The 17,933-nt window shown below is 56.0% G+C and carries 11 protein-coding genes; 7 read left to right on the top strand and 4 right to left on the bottom strand.

What is annotated here, in order from left to right; translation table 11 throughout:
* Positions 1–88: 88 nt before the first annotated feature.
* Positions 89–874, bottom strand: a complete 786-nt coding sequence (locus ACG2K1_RS11905) for a helix-turn-helix domain-containing protein (RefSeq protein WP_395429623.1) — start codon at positions 872–874, stop codon at positions 89–91.
* Between ACG2K1_RS11905 and ACG2K1_RS11900 the strand changes: the two genes are divergently transcribed.
* The 4 genes from ACG2K1_RS11900 (at position 788) to ACG2K1_RS11885 (ending at position 7,717) form a co-directional block, all read left to right on the top strand.
* Positions 788–979 (top strand): hypothetical protein, encoded by a 192-nt coding sequence (locus ACG2K1_RS11900; protein ID WP_395429624.1) that lies wholly within the window; start codon positions 788–790, stop codon positions 977–979. The genes ACG2K1_RS11905 and ACG2K1_RS11900 overlap by 87 nt on opposite strands.
* 175 nt (positions 980–1,154) lie before the next feature.
* Positions 1,155–1,664 (top strand): hypothetical protein, encoded by a 510-nt coding sequence (locus ACG2K1_RS11895; protein ID WP_009426618.1) that lies wholly within the window; start codon positions 1,155–1,157, stop codon positions 1,662–1,664.
* A gap of 15 nt (positions 1,665–1,679) precedes the next feature.
* Entirely contained in the window at positions 1,680–6,143 is a 4,464-nt protein-coding gene (locus tag ACG2K1_RS11890) for a calcium-binding protein (protein ID WP_402838204.1), read from the top strand.
* A 146-nt stretch (positions 6,144–6,289) separates the two neighbouring features.
* On the top strand, positions 6,290–7,717 hold the full coding sequence (locus tag ACG2K1_RS11885; protein WP_036496209.1) for an HlyD family type I secretion periplasmic adaptor subunit: 1,428 nt from the start codon (positions 6,290–6,292) through the stop codon (positions 7,715–7,717).
* A gap of 66 nt (positions 7,718–7,783) precedes the next feature.
* Here ACG2K1_RS11885 and dinG read toward each other — a convergent pair whose 3' ends face one another.
* The 3 genes from dinG to ACG2K1_RS11870 form a co-directional block, all read right to left on the bottom strand.
* The gene (dinG, locus tag ACG2K1_RS11880) at positions 7,784–9,919 is read right to left on the bottom strand and encodes an ATP-dependent DNA helicase DinG (RefSeq protein WP_395429033.1); all 2,136 of its coding nucleotides are present in this window, start codon (positions 9,917–9,919) and stop codon (positions 7,784–7,786) included.
* A gap of 159 nt (positions 9,920–10,078) precedes the next feature.
* The gene (locus tag ACG2K1_RS11875) at positions 10,079–10,903 is read right to left on the bottom strand and encodes a siderophore-interacting protein (RefSeq protein WP_395429034.1); all 825 of its coding nucleotides are present in this window, start codon (positions 10,901–10,903) and stop codon (positions 10,079–10,081) included.
* 10 nt (positions 10,904–10,913) lie between these two features.
* Complete coding sequence (locus tag ACG2K1_RS11870) at positions 10,914–11,552, bottom strand: TetR family transcriptional regulator (RefSeq protein WP_395429035.1); 639 nt, start codon at positions 11,550–11,552, stop codon at positions 10,914–10,916.
* 293 nt (positions 11,553–11,845) lie between these two features.
* Here ACG2K1_RS11870 and ACG2K1_RS11865 point away from each other — a divergent pair, with 293 nt between their 5' ends.
* From ACG2K1_RS11865 to ACG2K1_RS11855, 3 genes are all read left to right on the top strand, one after another.
* Positions 11,846–13,162: an efflux RND transporter periplasmic adaptor subunit gene (locus ACG2K1_RS11865; RefSeq protein ID WP_395429036.1), complete on the top strand. Its 1,317-nt coding sequence runs from the start codon at positions 11,846–11,848 to the stop codon at positions 13,160–13,162.
* Between the two features lie 11 nt (positions 13,163–13,173).
* Complete coding sequence (locus tag ACG2K1_RS11860; protein ID WP_395429037.1) at positions 13,174–16,383, top strand: efflux RND transporter permease subunit; 3,210 nt, start codon at positions 13,174–13,176, stop codon at positions 16,381–16,383.
* Between the two features lie 61 nt (positions 16,384–16,444).
* The gene (locus tag ACG2K1_RS11855; protein WP_395429038.1) at positions 16,445–17,896 is read left to right on the top strand and encodes an efflux transporter outer membrane subunit; all 1,452 of its coding nucleotides are present in this window, start codon (positions 16,445–16,447) and stop codon (positions 17,894–17,896) included.
* Positions 17,897–17,933 lie beyond the last annotated feature (37 nt).

The following is a 17,933-nucleotide window of genomic DNA, read 5'->3' as shown; positions in this document are numbered from 1 at the left end:
GAAAATTAATTCTTGACAGTTGATGCATATGAATTAAGAATATTAATTAATATAATATAGGGAATGAGTAACAAAATGGAGGCTGATTCTAAGGTTTAATTGAGAAATAATCCTTAACAAACATAATCTTATTCTCTTTACTCATGCCGTTATGGCACGCCAAATGGCGCTTTAAGCCCGCAAACATACCGTCAAGCAGGTTAGTGGTGTTTGGGATATTCAAATCGGGATATTGCTCAAACACAAACAAGTAAGCCAAATTCCGTTTCAGGTTGAAATATGCGCTTCTGAGCTGCTTATGCGTGTAATGCGACTTGCCCGTTTCGGGATTGGTTTTGCCTTCGCTCAGGTAGTTTTGGTGTTGCCCAAACCACTTTTGCAAACCGCTTTCAAACTCTGTTTTACTGCTGTTTTTGAGTGTTAAAGCCAACCGCCAAAGCGCCCTGCCTGCTTCGGTTTTCGGGTTGCGCGTCAGGTAGCGGCTGATGGTTTTAACCTGATGAAACTGACAGAGTTGAACGGGAAAGTCGGGAAACATCTGTGCCAAACCGCGCCGTCCGTCGCAAACGATGCTTTGTATTTCAATGCCTTTGGCTTTCAGTCTGCCTATGGCTTGGGCATATAGCGTGTTGGTTTCGTATTTGGCTTCGCTGACGGGCAGGGCTTTGCCGCTGATGCTGTCGAACAGAACCATGACGCCGAACGTACGGCCGAAGTGGGTGGTGTCCATGATGACGTTGGCTACTTCGGGAGCAATGAAGTGCGCTTCAATTTGAACCTTTTTGAGATGTCTCAGAATGGTCTGCCTGCTGCATCCGTAAGTTTTGGCAAGCTGTACGGCGGTTTGTCTGCCTTCTCTGTATCTCTGCCATATTTTCTGCGGATTAAGCCATCTGCCGCCATCAAACTGCCTGCCGCAGAGGTGGCATTTGTGGCGTTGTTTGCCGTTTCGACAGCCGTTCTTTTTGACTTGTTTTGAGCGGCAGAAAGGGCATTTTTTGTATTCAAAGCCTTTGATCTCTTTTAAAGCCTTATAGGATAAGGCTTGCAGGGATTCTTAGCCTCCATTTTGTTACTTATGCCCAATATAGCAAACGCGTAGTTGTAAAGTTTGTTTCCATATCTATTATTATTCATTGAAAATAGGTATAGCTATGAAGAGAATGTATATAGTATATATATCTATATGTGCTTTGCCTTTTATTGGTGTATTAATAATCTTCATTTTAATTATAAAAAAACATTTAGAACGCCCTGATTTATTAAGTTGCACATCATTTGAAAGAGCTTTAATTAATACCGTTCCGCTTTATGTAGGTAAACAAGAATTTAATAAGGGCGTTTCAGATATTTGTTTGTGTTTTAAAAGTAATAATTTGACTAATAATCCTAGACGTTTTGTTACCAAGAATAGTTTAGATATTTGCGCAAGAGATAAGATATATAAATGGATTGCTATCGATAAAGATAGTTTGTCAGTAAGAATGACAGATTCAAAATTAAAATGTCTTAAAGATGGCGTTTATGAACAAATTATAGTACCTAAAATTTTAAAGGAGTTGGAAATTACATATGCACCTGGTTTTTTTAAAAATGACTTATTTAAGTATGGCGATGATAAATCTCATTTAATTTCATCAATATATATAAATTGTGACAAATAATTTAGGAGTTTGATCATGAATAGAGCGGTATTAGAGGCAGTAAATGGAGCGATGTCGGGTATGGAGGGGGCGCTCAATGCAAATAACTCAATTGGTGTTGCCACGGGCTTGTCACAAGCGGCAGCTGCTTTAGGTGCCGCTGCTCTAAATCCTGTAACTGCAGGACTTGCGATTGCTACAAATGCAGGAGCGGCAACTTTAACTTTAGGTAAAATGATTAATGATTTTGATAAAACGGGAAAAGTATCATTGTCGGATGCAATTGCAGTAGCTGGAAATATTGCTACTATTGCTGCATCTGTTGCAGTTTCTATTAATCCGGCTACTAAGCTTGGTGCACTTGCAGCATTTGGAATTGCAGCTGGTTTTGAAGCAGGATATAGAGCATTTGAGGAATGGAAAAATCTCAATCGCGCCAACAAATACCACATCTACGATCCAATCGCTCTCGATCTCGATGGCGACGGCATCGAAACCCTTGCTGCTAACGGGTTCGTCGGCAGTCTGTTTGACCACGATAACGACGGCATCCGCACTGCCGGTGGCTGGGTTTCTGCCGATGACGGTTTGCTGGTTTGGGATAAAAACGGTAATGGCCGGATCGACAACGGTTCGGAGCTTTTCGGTGACAGTACACGTTGGCTAGACGGCAGCAATGCTGCTCATGGTTTTTCTGCGTTGGTTCAGCACGACAGTAACAGAGACGGTATTATTGATAATAAAGATAATGTCTTCAAACAATTGCGTATTTGGCGTGATCTAAACCAAGATGGCATTACCCAAGAAGGAGAGTTGTTTAAATTAGCTGATCTTAAAATCAAATCTCTGAATTTGATTTATCAGGATATAAACAAAGACTTGGGTAACGGCAATATTCTTGCTCAGGTCGGCAGCTACACCAAAACTGACGGCAGTACTGCGCAAATGGGAGATTTGTTGTTGCAAGCCGATCCACTTTATAGTCGTTATGTTGATACTGTTAAAATGACTGATAAACAGATGGAGGCGGCAAATCTTCAAGGTATCGGCAGGTTGCGCGATCTGCGTGAGGCTGCTGCATTGTCAGGCAATTTGGCAAATGCATTGGCATCTTATTCTTCGTCTCAAACCAAACAAACCCAAATGGCACGATTGGGTAAGTTGATTCTTGAATGGGCAAAAACAGACCCGCAATTTAGTCGGCAACCTACTTTTGGCTTTGTAACATCCCAGTCTGGCAACGGACAAGGTATTGCGCTTACGCCTTCCCAAATTGCTGATTTGAAAAATGGGGTGGTTTCTTTAACTAAGGAACAAGAATCTGCATGGGAATCTTCTAAAGAAAAAGTACGGATTCTTGATGCTTTTACGGGGACGAATTCTTCCACACTGAGTTTTGGAACAAGTGCTCAGGCTGACAATATTTTAAAAGTTATTTCCGAAACTTATGATAAATTAGCGCAACGTGTTTATGAAAACTTGCTATTTCAAACCAGATTACAGCCTTATGTCAAAGAAATTTCGGTTAAACTGCAAAACGGCAATTTCGAATTAGATTTTCGCGGTGTTCAGGTAGCCTTTGAGAAGGCCTTTGCTAAAAATCAGGAAAAAGCCTTTATCGATTTGGCTGAATTTGTCATTTATGGCGAAAACCATGTCAAATCTTGGGGCGGTGCGGGAGCGTTGCTTTTAGATTTTATTAGAACTGGTGAAAAAAGTGGCAAACTAACCGATTGGATGAAAGCTTTAGGAAAAGATGCCGACACCTTGCTCAATATACAGAATGGTACTTGGAGTAATGATTATCTCAGAGGTGGTGAGGGTATTAGTATTATTTCCGGTGGACAAGGAAACGATTATGTATATGGTAATGGAGGCAATGACATTTTAGACGGCGGTTTCGGCAACGACTACCTGGAAGGAGGAGCCGGCAGCGACACCTACATCTTCGGAAGAAAATTCGGCGAAGACACCGTATCTAACTACGACGCAAGCGAAGGCCGCAAAGACACCATCCGCTTTACCGACGGCTGGAAACAAAGCCACTTCAACTTTACCCGCAGCGGCAACGATTTGATAATTGCGGCCAAAAACAGCACCGACAAAGTAACCGTCCGCTACTTCTTTGAAAGCGATGCGGCAGGCAATTACCGCGTAGACGCCATCGAATTTTCCGACGGAGGCCGTCTGAATGTAGAAGCAGTGAAATCGCTGGTACAACGCGGTACGGCAGGAGAAGACGTTCTGTATGCCTATGCCAAAGGCAGCACACTGAACGGCGGAGCGGGTAACGACACGCTGTACGGTTCTTCCGGCAACGACAATCTGATAGGCGGAGCGGATAACGACCGTCTGAACGGAAACGAAGGCAATGACAAACTGGACGGAGGGGATGGCAACGACTATCTGTATGGTAATGACGGTAACGACACCCTGATAGGCGGTTTCGGCAACGACTACCTGGAAGGAGGAGCCGGCAGCGACACCTACATCTTCGGAAGAAAATTCGGCGAAGACACCGTATCTAACTACGACGCAAGCGAAGGCCGCAAAGACACCATCCGCTTTACCGACGGCTGGAAACAAAGCCACTTCAACTTTACCCGCAGCGGCAACGATTTGATAATTGCGGCCAAAAACAGCACCGACAAAGTAACCGTCCGCTACTTCTTTGAAAGCGATGCGGCAGGCAATTACCGCGTAGACGCCATCGAATTTTCCGACGGAGGCCGTCTGAATGTAGAAGCAGTGAAATCGCTGGTACAACGCGGTACGGCAGGAGAAGACGTTCTGTATGCCTATGCCAAAGGCAGCACACTGAACGGCGGAGCGGGTAACGACACGCTGTACGGTTCTTCCGGCAACGACAATCTGATAGGCGGAGCGGATAACGACCGTCTGAACGGAAACGAAGGCAATGACAAACTGGACGGAGGGGATGGCAACGACTATCTGTATGGTAATGACGGTAACGACACCCTGATAGGCGGTTTCGGCAACGACTACCTGGAAGGAGGAGCCGGCAGCGACACCTACATCTTCGGAAGAAAATTCGGCGAAGACACCGTATCTAACTACGACGCAAGCGAAGGCCGCAAAGACACCATCCGCTTTACCGACGGCTGGAAACAAAGCCACTTCAACTTTACCCGCAGCGGCAACGATTTGATAATTGCGGCCAAAAACAGCACCGACAAAGTAACCGTCCGCTACTTCTTTGAAAGCGATGCGGCAGGCAATTACCGCGTAGACGCCATCGAATTTTCCGACGGAGGCCGTCTGAATGTAGAAGCAGTGAAATCGCTGGTACAACGCGGTACGGCAGGAGAAGACGTTCTGTATGCCTATGCCAAAGGCAGCACACTGAACGGCGGAGCGGGTAACGACACGCTGTACGGTTCTTCCGGCAACGACAATCTGATAGGCGGAGCGGATAACGACCGTCTGAACGGAAACGAAGGCAATGACAAACTGGACGGAGGGGATGGCAACGACTATCTGTATGGTAATGACGGTAACGACACCCTGATAGGCGGTTTCGGCAACGACTACCTGGAAGGAGGAGCCGGCAGCGACACCTACATCTTCGGAAGAAAATTCGGCGAAGACACCGTATCTAACTACGACGCAAGCGAAGGCCGCAAAGACACCATCCGCTTTACCGACGGCTGGAAACAAAGCCACTTCAACTTTACCCGCAGCGGCAACGATTTGATAATTGCGGCCAAAAACAGCACCGACAAAGTAACCGTCCGCTACTTCTTTGAAAGCGATGCGGCAGGCAATTACCGCGTAGACGCCATCGAATTTTCCGACGGAGGCCGTCTGAATGTAGAAGCAGTGAAATCGCTGGTACAACGCGGTACGGCAGGAGAAGACGTTCTGTATGCCTATGCCAAAGGCAGCACACTGAACGGCGGAGCGGGTAACGACACGCTGTACGGTTCTTCCGGCAACGACAATCTGATAGGCGGAGCGGATAACGACCGTCTGAACGGAAACGAAGGCAATGACAAACTGGACGGAGGGGATGGCAACGACTATCTGTATGGTAATGACGGTAACGACACCCTGATAGGCGGTTTCGGCAACGACTACCTGGAAGGAGGAGCCGGCAGCGACACCTACATCTTCGGAAGAGGTTTTGGAAATGATGTTATCAATGACTATGCTGTTGATGGTGCAGCGGATACTTTGCGTTTGGACAGCTTGAAGTTGGTCGATATTGAATTTTTCAAAACAGGATCTGACTTAATCTTGCGAACCAATAACCGTCAAGATTCCGTGCGTGTACAAAATTTCTTCAATAATTCTAGTTATATTGTTGAACGTTTTGAGTTTACGGATAAAGTGGTGCAGGCATCAGATTTTGCCAAGTACGCACAGATGGCAGACAATTTGGTGCAGTCGATGTCTGTATTTGGTTCCCAAGCAGGGGGAACTTCTGCCGGTATCTCGCCACAAATGCAACAACCTGTGTTAGCGTCTTCTCCACTCTAAATAGAGACTGAAAAGACCGTGTGAAAACGGTTCGTGAGAAGCACACTCGTCAGAGGCTGGCGGGTGTGCTTTCTTTATTGAGATGCACAACCTGCTGTGTTATCGTGCTACTTTTGTCAAATCTTTACAAAACTACCGCCATGGGTATCCGCTTCCAAGCCTATAAAGAATTTTTTTCCCGTTATCTTACTGTTTGGCGCAATGTTTGGTCGGTACGTGCCCAACTTGATCCACCGGTGCGAGATAAGGACGAGCGTGCTTTTCTGCCCGCCCATCTGGAATTGGTCGAAACCCCGCTGTCGGCTGCACCCAAATGGACTGCACGGCTGATTATGCTGTTTGCGCTCTTGGCGCTGCTGTGGGCGCTGGTCGGAAAAATCGATATTGTTGCGGTGGCAGAAGGCAGAACCGCTCCGAACAGCCGCAGTAAAACCATCCAACCGCTGGAAACCGCCGTAGTCAAAAAAATCGCCGTACAAAACGGCGAACACGTCAAAGCCGGGCAGACGCTGGTTGAACTGGAAGGCATCGGCTCCGAATCCGATTATGTGCAGTCTGCCGAAGCGCTGCGGGCAGCGCGGGTAAACAAACTGCGCTACGAAGCCGTGCTGGCGGCATTGGAACAAAACCGGCTGCCGCAGCTGGACAAACAGCGGGCGCAGCAATGGCAGATTCCTGAAAGCGAACTTGCCGCCGCGCAGGTTTTGGCGCAAAACCAGTACCAAACCTGGTCGGCACAGGATATGCAGCTTCAGGCTGCCCTGCGCGGCCATGAAGCGGAAAAACAGGTAACGGCTGCCCAAGTGCGCAAACTCGAACAAATCAGCGGCATTGAAAGCAAACGCACTGCCGATTATAAAAAACTGCTGGCGGAAAACTTCGTCTCCCAACACGCGTATTACGAGCAGGAAAGCAAGCTTATCCAAAACCGCAACGATCTCGCCGGCCAAAAAAGCCAGATGCGCGAAATCGACGAGAGCATCCGTCAGGCTCAGCAAAACCGTGTTCTCAATACCCAAACGCTAAAACGCGACACGCTTGATGCTTTGCGTCAGGCCGATGAACAAATTGCCCAGCTCGACAGCCAGACCGAAAAAGCCCGCCGGCGTAAGGAGCTGATGAAGCTCGATTCCCCCGTCAACGGCACCGTGCAGCAGCTGGCTACCCATACCATAGGCGGCGTGGTTACCGCCGCCCAGCCGATTATGGTGGTAGTGCCTGACGAAGAGCAGATGGAAATCGAAGCACTACTGCCGAACAAAGATATCGGCTTTGTCAAAGCAGGACAGGATGCGGTTATCAAAATCGAATCCTTCCCTTATACACGCTACGGCTATCTCACCGGCAAAGTGAAAAATGTCAGCTTCGATGCGGTGGAACATGAAAAACTGGGTCTGGTATTCGCCGTAACCGTTGCGCTCGACAAAAACTACCTGATGATAGACGGGCAGAAAGTCAATCTGACCGGCGGCATGAACATCACCGCCGAAATTAAAACCGGCAAACGGCGGGTGATTGATTATTTGCTCAGTCCTCTACAGACCAAAGTGGATGAGAGTTTGCGCGAACGGTAAACGATATACCGATAATTGAAGGCCGTCTGAAAGCCCGTTTCTCACTTTCAGACGGCCTCTTGCCGTTCAGCCTATACGTTTGAAGGGGGGCAGGCAGGCGAGGAGTTGGCGGCCGTAGCGTTGGGTGAGGACGCGGTTGTCGAGGATGGTGACGCGGCCGTAGTCGCTTTCGGTGCGGATGAGGCGGCCGGCGGCCTGGACGAGTTTGATGCCGGCTTCGGGCACGGTGACTTCGATGAAGGGGTTGCCGCCGCGCTGTTCTATCCAGCGGTTTTGCGTTTTTTCAATGGGGTTGTCGGGCATGGAGAAGGGCAGTTTGACGATGACGACGTGGACGCAGGCTTCGCCCGGCAGGTCGAGCCCTTCGGCGAAGCTGTCGAGGCCGAAGATGATGCTGGCGCGGCCGTCGGCGAGGGCGGCGCGGTGTTTTTCGAGGAGGACGGCTTTGGGGATTTCGCCCTGCACCAAAATGAGCGGCAGGTAGTCTTCGGGCAGGCGCATGGCGACTTCGTTCATTTGTTTGCGCGAGGTGAAGAGGACGAGTGTGCCGACGGGTTCGGCGGCGGAGACGAGTTTGGGCAGCCATTCGATGACGGCGGCGGTGTGTTCGGCGGGCTGTTTGGGGCTGGCGGACAGGGGCGGGATGTAGAGTTCGCCCTGTTTGGGGAAGTCGAAGGGGCTGTCGAGGGCGAGGGTTTCGGTGTCGGGCAGCCAGACAAGGCCGGTTTGGCGCAGCAGCAGATCGAAGCTGTTGAGCGAGCGCAGGGTGGCGGAGGTGAGGACGGCGCCGGCGGCGCGCCGCCACAGGCCGTTGGCGAGGGTGGCGGCGCCGGAGATGGGGGAGGCGTGGAAGTGGTAGTCGTTTTTGTCGCCGACGCGCCGCTCTATCCATTTGGCCAGCGGTTCGCCGCCTTCGGGGGTGGCGGTGGCGAGCAGTTCCCACACGTCGGCGGTTTGTTCGCTGCGGGCGACGAAGATGCCGAACTCGGTGGTGGTGCGGTCGATAAGGGCGCTGTCCTGGTCTTTGTCGCGGCGGGCGGCGGAGAGGGCGTCGTTGAGCCGGGCGATGTGGTTGGCGAGGGCGCGGGCGGCGGCGGCGGTGTTGGCGACGAGGAGGTCGAGGCCGTCGGGGATTTTGCTGTCCTGCCACAGCCAGACGGGGTCGGAGCCGTCGTCGGGCAGATCGAGCGCGGGTTCGCTGCCGAGGTGGAACTGCCATTCGTTGAGGCTGTCGAGCAGGGAGGCGGCGGCTTCGTCGGCAAGGCTGCCGGTTTCGTTTTTGTCGGTGAGGCCGGCGACGCGGTCGAGCACGGGCGGCAGTTTGTCGAGCATCCACAGGGCTTGGTTGAGGGAGTGTTCGGCGGCGAAGCGGCTGACGGCTTTTTTGGCGAGGTGGTGCGCTTCGTCGATGCAGTAGAAGCTGTTTTCGGGGGCGGGCAGGATGACGCCGCCGCCCATGGCGATGTCGGAGAGCAGCAGGTCGTGGTTGGCGACGACGACGTCTACCGTTTCGAGGGTGTCGCGGGCGAGGTAGAAGGGGCATTCGGCGCGGTTGGGACAGGCGTTTTTCAGGCAGCCGTGGCGGTCGTTGGTGACTTGCTGCCAGAGCGGGTCGGGGATTTTTTCCGGCCACTCGTCGCGGTCGCCGTTGAAGCGGCGGGCGGAAAATTCGTCGGCGATGCTGTTGAGGGTGTGCAGATCCGAGGCGCTGGGTTTGTTGTCCCACAAGACGGAGGGCGGGCGGTCGAAACCGGCGAGCGTACCCTGGGCGTGGGTTTGCGTGAGCTGGTAGAGCTTGTAGGGGCAGAGGTAGCGGCCGCGCCCTTTGGCCAGGGCGAAGGTGAGTTCCAGGCCGCTGTTGCCGACGAGAAAGGGCAGGTCGCGGTGGACGAGCTGCTCTTGCAGGGCGACGGTGGCGCTGGACACGATGAGGCGTTTGCCGCGCGTCTGCGCCATGATGCCGCCCGCCAGCAGGTAGGACAGGGATTTGCCCACGCCGGTCGGCCCTTCGATCACGGCGATGCTCTCGCCTTCGCGCTTGGGCGGCTCTTCGCCTTCGGCGCGGGTTTTGCTGCGCGAGAAGGCGTTGGCCACCGCCGCGATCATCTGCCGTTGCGCCGCGCGCGGGCGGAATTGCGGCAGGTTTTCGGAGATAGCGCGGTAGTGGTCGCGGATGGCGTTTTTTTCCAAGTCGGTGAGCATGTTTTTTCAGACGGCCTTTTGTGTTCGGGGCGGGATTGTAGCCGATGGCGCGTGTCGGCGGCGGGAAAACGGCAAGAGGCCGTCTGAAAGGTTTTAACTTCGTTGAAGCTTCGCTTTCAGACGGCCTCTCGTTGCATGGCGGCTGTTGAAACCCTGCTTTCAGACGGCCTCTTCGCCGTCGCTGTCGACAAAGGCGTGGCGCTGTTGGTGGTAGGCTTCTTCGGCTTCGCCTTGCCGCCAGTAGGGGACGGCGTAGCAGCGGGCGGGCGGCAGTTGCCAGTCTTGGCGGGCGATGGGGCGCAGGGCGGCGACGAGGGCGGCTTCGGCGGCAAACCAGATTTGGCAGTCGGTGGTGGTGGGGCGCGCTTGGGCGACGGCGGCGGCGATGGCGGCGTTTTGTTCCGCACCGCCGATAAAGGGGCGCACGGCGATGCCTGCGGGGCGGACGAGTTCGGGCAGGTCGGCTTCGTCGGGCAGCAGCAGGAAGACAGTGCCCCGCGCGTCGGGACGGCTCTGCGCCATTTCTTCGAGCATGGCGGCGATGGCAGGCAGGGCGGTGAGGTCGCCCGCCATCAGGTATTCGGCGGCGGGTTTGAGCATCGCGCCGCGTTTGGGGGCGGCGATGCCGACGGTGTCGCCCGCTTGGGCGCGGGCGGCGAAGGCGGCGGCGGGACCGTGTTCGCCGTGCAGGACGAAATCGACGGTGAGGGTTTGCGCGGCGCGGTCGAAATGGCGCACGGTGTAGGTGCGGGTAAGCGGTTTTTCAGACGGCCTCAGCCATTTGGGGCGGCCGTTTTCAAAGATGTCGGGCAGTTTCGGCGCGCTTTGGCCGGGCTGCGGCAGGAGGAGTTTGAAGGGGACGCCGTGGCTTTCGCAGGGGTAGTCGGCCAGCTCGGGGCTGCAAAAGACGATGCGGCGCATGTTTTTGCCGAGGGCGGTGCTGCTTTGCACCTGTATCAGGCGGGGGCGGGTGGGATTGGTCATGGGATTCTTTCTATATGGATGCGCTTTCAGACGGCCTGACGCAGGGCGGGGCTGTGTTGCAGGGTGTGGATGGCGGCGTCGATGATGGCGGGACGAGGGCGGCAAGGTTGGTTTGCTGTTCGTACACCCATATGTCGATCAGGCCGCAGGTGACGGCGTGCAGGTAGTGGACGGCGAGGTTGATGTCGAGGTCGGCGGGCAGTTCGCCGCCGTCGGTGCAGGTTTCGAGGATGCGGCGCAGCTGCTGTTCCCACAGGCCGATGTATTTTTGGTGCGCCGCCATAATCGGCCGGGTTTCTTCGGTGAACTCACATTTGGTGTGGAGGATGATGATGAGGCGGCGGTGCAGGGCGTTGTGTTGGATGTGGTCGAAGATGTCGACGAACATGCGGCGCAGGCTGCGGCGGTCGGGCTGTTCGAGGCAGGCGGCGAAGGAGGTGCCACAGTCGGCGAAAATCTGTTGGAACAGGGCTTCAAACAAATCTTCTTTGTTTTTGAAATGCCAGTAGAGCGCGCCGCGCGTGACGCCGGCGTTGCGGGCGATGGCGGCAAGCGAGGTGCGGGAAACGCCGTTTTCGAGGAAGGTGTCGAGGGCGGACTGCAAAAGTTGCTCGCGGGTTTTTTGGGCTTCGGCTTTGGTTTTGCGCATTGGGGAGACGTTGTTGCAGGGTGTGCCGGCATTCGGCTTGCGAAATGCGAAAGGCCGTCTGAAAAAACCGGAATTTCCCCAAACGGCGTTATTGGGGGTTTGGCAGCGAATGTCGGCACACCCTGAAAAAGTGTAAAAAAACGGCGCGCATTATAGATTCCGCTTTTATTACATTCAAGGCTGTATGTATAATCCGCGCCCTAACAAGGTTCGGCAGGCCGTCTGAAAGGGTTTCAGACGGCCTGCCACAGTTTATTTTTATTTAACGTCAAAAAGATGAAGGATAGAACACCATGATACGGAATATATGGCGTCCGGCGGCTCTGGCCGCCGCCGTGCTGCTGGCTCTGACGGCCTGCGGCGGCGGAAAAGGTACGCAGGAAGCGCAACAAGGCGGCGGTAAGCAGGCGCAGCAGCAAATGCCCGCGCCGGCGGTGGAAGTGTTGACTGTGCAGCCTCAGGATATCGAAATCGGCGTCGAACTGCCCGGCCGTTTGGAAGCCGTACGCTCGGCCGACGTGCGTCCGCAGGTGGGCGGCATCGTCAAACGCCGCCTGTTCCAGGAAGGCAGCTTCGTACGCGAAGGCCAGCCGCTCTACCAGTTGGAAGACGCGTCCTATCTGGCTTCGCTGGAAAGCGCGCGCGCCCAGCTCGCTTCCGCCGAGGCGGCGCAGGCCAAAGCCAATGCCGATGTGGCGCGCTACCGTCCGCTGGTTGAGGCCGACGCCATCAGCCGTCAGGAATACGACGCCGCCGTCAGCGCCAAACGTTCGGCCGACGCCAGCGTGAAAGCGGCCAAGGCGGCCATCCGTTCGGCGCAGATTAATGTCAACTACTCCCGTGTCACCGCGCCGATTTCCGGTTTCATCGGCCAGTCGAACGTGTCCGAAGGCGCGCTGGTGGGTGCGGGCGACACCACGGCGATGGCCAATATCAAGCAGACCGATCCGATGTATGCCAATGTGACCCAGTCGGCAACGGAAATCATGAAGCTGCGCCGGCAGATTGCCGAAGGCAAGGTGCAGCCGGTGAACGGACGCATCGAAGTGGACATCAAGTTTGAAGACGGCTCGACCTATGGCGAAAAAGGCTATCTGATGTTTGCCGACACCACGGTCAGCGAAACGACGGGACAGGTGAAGCTGCGTGTTATCGTGCCCAATCCGCAAAACATCCTGCTGCCCAACCTGTATGCGCGCGCCGTGATGGCGCAGTCGGTTATCAAGGGCGGTTTCGCCGTGCCGCAGCAGGCGGTAACGCGCGGACAGAAGGACACCGTGATGGTGGTGAACGCGCAGAGCGAGCTCGAGCCGCGCGTGGTCACCGTCGCCGCGCAGCAAAACGGCGACTGGATTGTTTCAGACGGCCTCAAAGCAGGCGACAAGGTGGTGGTGGCCGGTACGACCATCGCCGCAATGATGGGCGCGCAAACCGGGTCGAAAAAGGTGACGCCCAAAGAATGGGTGAGGCCGTCTGAAAACGCCGCCGCCCAGGCCGCGCCGCAGGCCAAGCCGCAGGAAGGTGCGAAAGACGCGCCTGCCTCCGCGCCCGAAGAAGCCGTTCAGACGGCCTCCGAAGCCAAACCCGCCGCTGCGTCTGCCGCCAAATAAGGAATGCGCACATGGCTAAGTTTTTTATCGACCGTCCCATTTTCGCGTGGGTAATCGCGATATTTATTATTCTGGCGGGCGTTATCGGCATCATGAATCTGCCGGTGTCGCAGTATCCCAGCGTGGGCGCGCCCACCATTTCGCTGCAGGCCGTCTATCCGGGCGCGTCGGCGCAGGTGATGGAAGACAGCGTGCTGGCCGTTATCGAGCGCAATATGAACGGCGTGGAAGGTTTGGACTATATGTCCACCAGCGCCGACAGCAGCGGCTCGGGCTCGGTGACGCTGACCTTCACGCCGGAAACCGACGAGAATTTCGCCCAAGTCGAGGTGCAGAACAAACTCTCCGAAGTCTTGTCGCAACTGCCCGCCACCGTGCAGCAGAACGGCGTCACCGTATCCAAATCGCGCTCCAACTTCCTGATGGTATTGATGATGTCGTCTGAAAGCATGACGACCGAGGAAATCGCCGACTATGTCGAGCGCAACATCAAGCCGGAAATCCAGCGCGTCGAAGGCGTGGGTACTGCCCGCCTGTTCGGCTCGCAGCGTGCGATGCGCGTGTGGATAGATCCGAAAAAGCTGCAAAACTTCAATCTGTCGGTAGCCGAAGTCAACGCGGCCATCTCCGCGCAAAACGTGCAGATTTCCGCCGGCTCGATCGGCGCGCTGCCCAATGTGGCCGGACAAACCATCTATGCCACCATTACCGCCGAAGGCCAGCTCTCCACCGCCGAACAGTTCGGCAACATCATCGTGCGCGCCAACACCGACGGCTCGAACGTTTATCTGAAAGACGTCGCCAGCATCAATCTGGGCAGCCAGGACTATTCCACCTCCACCAAGCTCAAAGGCAAACCCGCCGTCGGCATGGCCGTGATGCTGTCGAACAAGGGCAACGCGATGGCGACCGCCGCCGCCGTGCGCGCGCGTATGGACGAGCTCAAACGCTTCTTCCCCAACGACATGACCTGGAGCGCGCCTTACGACACCTCCAAATTCGTCTCCATTTCGATTGAAAAAGTGGTGCACACGCTGATCGAGGCCATCGTGCTGGTGTTTATCGTGATGTATCTCTTCCTGCAAAACTTCCGCTACACCCTGATTCCGACCATCGTCGTGCCGATTTCGCTGTTGGGCGCTTTCGCCTGCCTGCAATACTTGGGCATGTCGATCAACGTGCTGACCATGTTTGCCATGGTGCTGGTGATCGGTATCGTGGTGGACGATGCGATTGTGGTGGTGGAAGCGGTGGAGCGCATCATGTCCGAAGAAGGACTACCGCCGAAAGCCGCCACCAAAAAAGCCATGTCGCAGATTTCCGGCGCGATTGTCGGCATCACCGCCGTGCTGATTTCCGTATTCGTGCCGCTGCTCTTCTTCTCCGGCGCGCAAGGCAAAATCTTCACCCAGTTTGCCGCCACCATGGCGATAGCCATCGGCTTCTCGGCCTTCTTCGCCCTGTCGCTGACGCCCGCACTGTGTGCGACGCTGCTCAAGCCCATCCCCAAAGGCCACCATATCGAGAAAAAAGGCTTCTTCGGCTGGTTTAACCGCACCTTCAGCAAAACCACACACGGCTATGAGGGCTGGGTAGCCAAGCTGATGAAGCGCGGCGTGCCGATGATTGCCGTGTACATCGCCCTGGCCGGCGTGGCCGGCGTGCTGTACAAAAACATCCCCACCTCCTTCCTGCCGCAGGAAGACCAGGGCAGCCTGATGATGATGGTGCAGCTGCCTGCGGGCGCAACCAAAGAGCGCACCGACGAAACCATGAAAGTGGTCGACGGCGTGCTGCAAAACATGCCCGAAGTCGACACCTACCTCACCGTATCCGGCTTCAGTTTCGGCGGTTCGGGTCAGAACATGGGCTTCGGCTTCATCACCCTGAAGGACTGGAGCGAGCGTACCGACCCGATGAGCGGCGCGGCCGCCGTGTCGGGCAAAATCACCGGTGCGCTGATGGGCAGCATCAAAGACGGCTTCGGTATCGCCATCAACCCGCCCGCCATCATGGAGCTGGGCACCAGCTCCGGCTTCGAGCTGTACCTGCAAGACCGCAACAACAACGGCCACGAAGCCCTGCTGGCCAAGCGCAACGAGCTGATGAACAAAATGCGGCAAAACCCGATGTTTGACGCTTCGGCCGTGCGCGCCTCCGGCCTTGAAGACGCGCCGCAGCTCAAACTGGAAATCGACCGCGCCGCCGCTGCCGCGCAGGGCATCGACTTCTCCAGCCTGCGCACCGTGCTGGCCACCGCGTTAAGCTCGTCCTACATCAACGACTTCCCCAACAACGGCCGTCTGCAAAGGGTAATCGTGCAGGCCGACGCCGCCTCGCGCATGCAGCCCGAAGACATCCTCGCGCTCACCGTGCCCAATTCGTCGGGCGTGGCCGTGCCGCTGTCCACTTTCGTGACCGCCAAATGGGAAACCGGCATGCAGCAGAGCGTGCGCTTTAACGGCTATCCCGCGATGAAACTCGAAGGTGCGGCCGCCAGCGGCTATTCCACCGGCCAGGTGATGGCCGAAGCGCAGCGCTTGGTCAACGAACTCGAAGGCGGCTACAGCCTCGAATGGGCGGGACAGTCGCGCGAAGAAGTAAAAGGCAACTCGCAAACCTATCTGGTTTACGGCCTCGCCATCCTTGCCGTCTTCCTCGTCTTGGCCGCGCTGTATGAAAGCTGGTCGGTACCGCTGGCCGTGATTCTCGTTGTGCCGCTGGGCTTTCTCGGCATCGTGCTGGGCGTCACCGGCCGCAACGGCTTCCTCGCCCTCTTCGGCGTGCCGCCGCAATATCTCAACGATATTTACTTTAAGGTCGGCATGATTACCGTGATCGGCTTGAGCGCGAAAAACGCCATTCTGATTATCGAGTTCGCCAAAGACCTGCAGGCACAGGGCATGAACGCAGTGAAAGCCGCCCTGCGTGCGGCGCACCTGCGCTTCCGCCCGATTATCATGACCTCGTTCGCCTTTATTCTCGGCGTCGTACCGCTGTTCTTCGCCTCCGGCGCCAGCTCCGCCAGCCAGAGAGCCATCGGCACCACCGTGCTCTCCGGCATGCTGGTCGGCACAATACTGTCCGTATTCCTCGTGCCCCTGTTCTATGTTGCCGTGCGCAAAATCTTCAAACCCAGCGCGCACGAGCTCGAACTGGCACACCAGCACGCCCTCGAAGCAGGCGTGAGCGCGGAAGACGAGCCGCACGACAGGCACTAAGCAAAAGGCCGTCTGAAAACGCCAAACACGGTTTTCAGACGGCCTGTTTAAGGAGATCCCAATGAAAAACATCACACTCAAACCGGCCTTCGCCGCCGTTGCCGCCGCCGCAGCCCTGTCGGCCTGCACCATGATTCCCAAATACCAAGAGCCGCAGGTAGCCGTGGCGCAGCAGTTCAAATACGACCGCGCCGACAACGGCATTCAGGCCGCCGCCTTGGGCTGGAAAGACTACTTCGCCGACCCGCGCCTGCACCGCCTGATCGACATCGCGCTCGAACGCAACACCGACCTGCGCGCCGCCGCCCTCAACGCCGAAGCCATGCGCGAACAATACCGCATCAGCCGCGCCGCCCTCTTCCCCTCCCTCGGCGCAAGCGGCAGCGGTGCGCGCCAGAAAAGCGCGGGCGACCTCAACGGCACCGGACACGGCGTGATTTCCGAGTCGTACAGCGTCGGCCTCGGCGTCTCCTCTTACGAACTCGACCTCTTCGGCAAAGCCCGCAGCAACAAACAGGCCGCCCTCGAAGGCTACTTCAACAGCGCCGCCGCCCGCGACTCCGCCCATCTCGCTCTGGTCGCCTCCGTTGCCAAAGCCTATTTCAACGAGCGCACCGCCGAAGAAAACATGGCGCTAGCGCAAAAAGTGCTCAAAAGCCGCGAAGAAACCTTCCGTCTCAGCGAAATCCGCCACAAAGCGGGCGTGATTTCCGCCATCGACCTGCGCCAGCAGCAAGCCCTGATCGAAGCGGCCAAAGCCGCCTACGCGTCTGCCGTGCAGAGCCGCGAACAGGCGCGCAACGCTCTGTCCGTCCTCATCAACCAGCCCATCCCCGACGATCTGCCCGCCGGATTGCCGCTGAACAAACAATTCGTCTTCGACCGCCTGGGTGCCGGCCTTACCTCCGACGTGCTGCTCAACCGCCCCGACATCCGCGCCGCCGAACACGCCCTCAAACAGGCAAATGCCAACATCGGCGCGGCGCGTGCGGCTTTCTTCCCCAGCATCAGCCTCACCGGCAGCGTCGGCACGGCCTCGCACGAATTGAACAACCTGTTCCACGCAGGCAACGGCACTTGGGCGTTCGCCCCCACCATCAACATCCCCGTCTTCACTTGGGGCAGCCTCAAAGCCAGCCTCGACGCCGCCAAAATCCGTAAGGAAATACAGGTCGTCAACTACGAAGCCGCCGTGCAGAATGCCTTCCGCGACGTAGCCGACGCCCTTGTCGCCCGTGAGCAGCTCGACAAAACCTACCATGCCAACAGCAGGCAGAGCACCGCCTACGCCGACCAGCTGCGCCTCGTGCGCCTGCGCTACAAACACGGCGTATCCAGCGCGCTCGACCTCTTGGATGCGGAGCGCAGCAGCTACACCGCCGACACCGCCCTCATCGCCACCCGCCTGACCATGCTGGAAAACATGGCCGATCTCTACAAAGCCCTAGGCGGCGGCCTGAAACGGGTCACGCTCGACGGCAGCGAAAACGCCGCGCAGCCGCAGGCACGGTAAGGCAGTCCGAACACGGCCGCCGCGCCGTTTTGTGCGG

Source organism: Neisseria sp. 23W00296 (genome assembly GCF_044772855.1).
In the GTDB taxonomy this organism is placed as follows: Bacteria; Pseudomonadota; Gammaproteobacteria; order Burkholderiales; family Neisseriaceae; genus Neisseria.
This window is presented reverse-complemented; position numbering and strand designations above follow the sequence as displayed.

Excerpts from the sequence above, each read along its gene's own strand:
- ACG2K1_RS11900 (WP_395429624.1), top strand. The coding sequence starts at position 788 with ATGTCTCAGAATGGTCTGCCTGCTGCATCCGTAAGTTTTGGCAAGCTG.
- ACG2K1_RS11895 (WP_009426618.1), top strand. The coding sequence starts at position 1,155 with ATGAAGAGAATGTATATAGTATATATATCTATATGTGCTTTGCCTTTT.
- ACG2K1_RS11860 (WP_395429037.1), top strand. The coding sequence starts at position 13,174 with ATGGCTAAGTTTTTTATCGACCGTCCCATTTTCGCGTGGGTAATCGCG.
- ACG2K1_RS11865 (WP_395429036.1), top strand. The coding sequence starts at position 11,846 with ATGATACGGAATATATGGCGTCCGGCGGCTCTGGCCGCCGCCGTGCTG.
- ACG2K1_RS11890 (WP_402838204.1), top strand. The coding sequence starts at position 1,680 with ATGAATAGAGCGGTATTAGAGGCAGTAAATGGAGCGATGTCGGGTATG.
- dinG (WP_395429033.1), bottom strand. The coding sequence starts at position 9,919 with ATGCTCACCGACTTGGAAAAAAACGCCATCCGCGACCACTACCGCGCT.
- ACG2K1_RS11875 (WP_395429034.1), bottom strand. The coding sequence starts at position 10,903 with ATGACCAATCCCACCCGCCCCCGCCTGATACAGGTGCAAAGCAGCACC.
- ACG2K1_RS11870 (WP_395429035.1), bottom strand. The coding sequence starts at position 11,552 with ATGCGCAAAACCAAAGCCGAAGCCCAAAAAACCCGCGAGCAACTTTTG.
- ACG2K1_RS11855 (WP_395429038.1), top strand. The coding sequence starts at position 16,445 with ATGAAAAACATCACACTCAAACCGGCCTTCGCCGCCGTTGCCGCCGCC.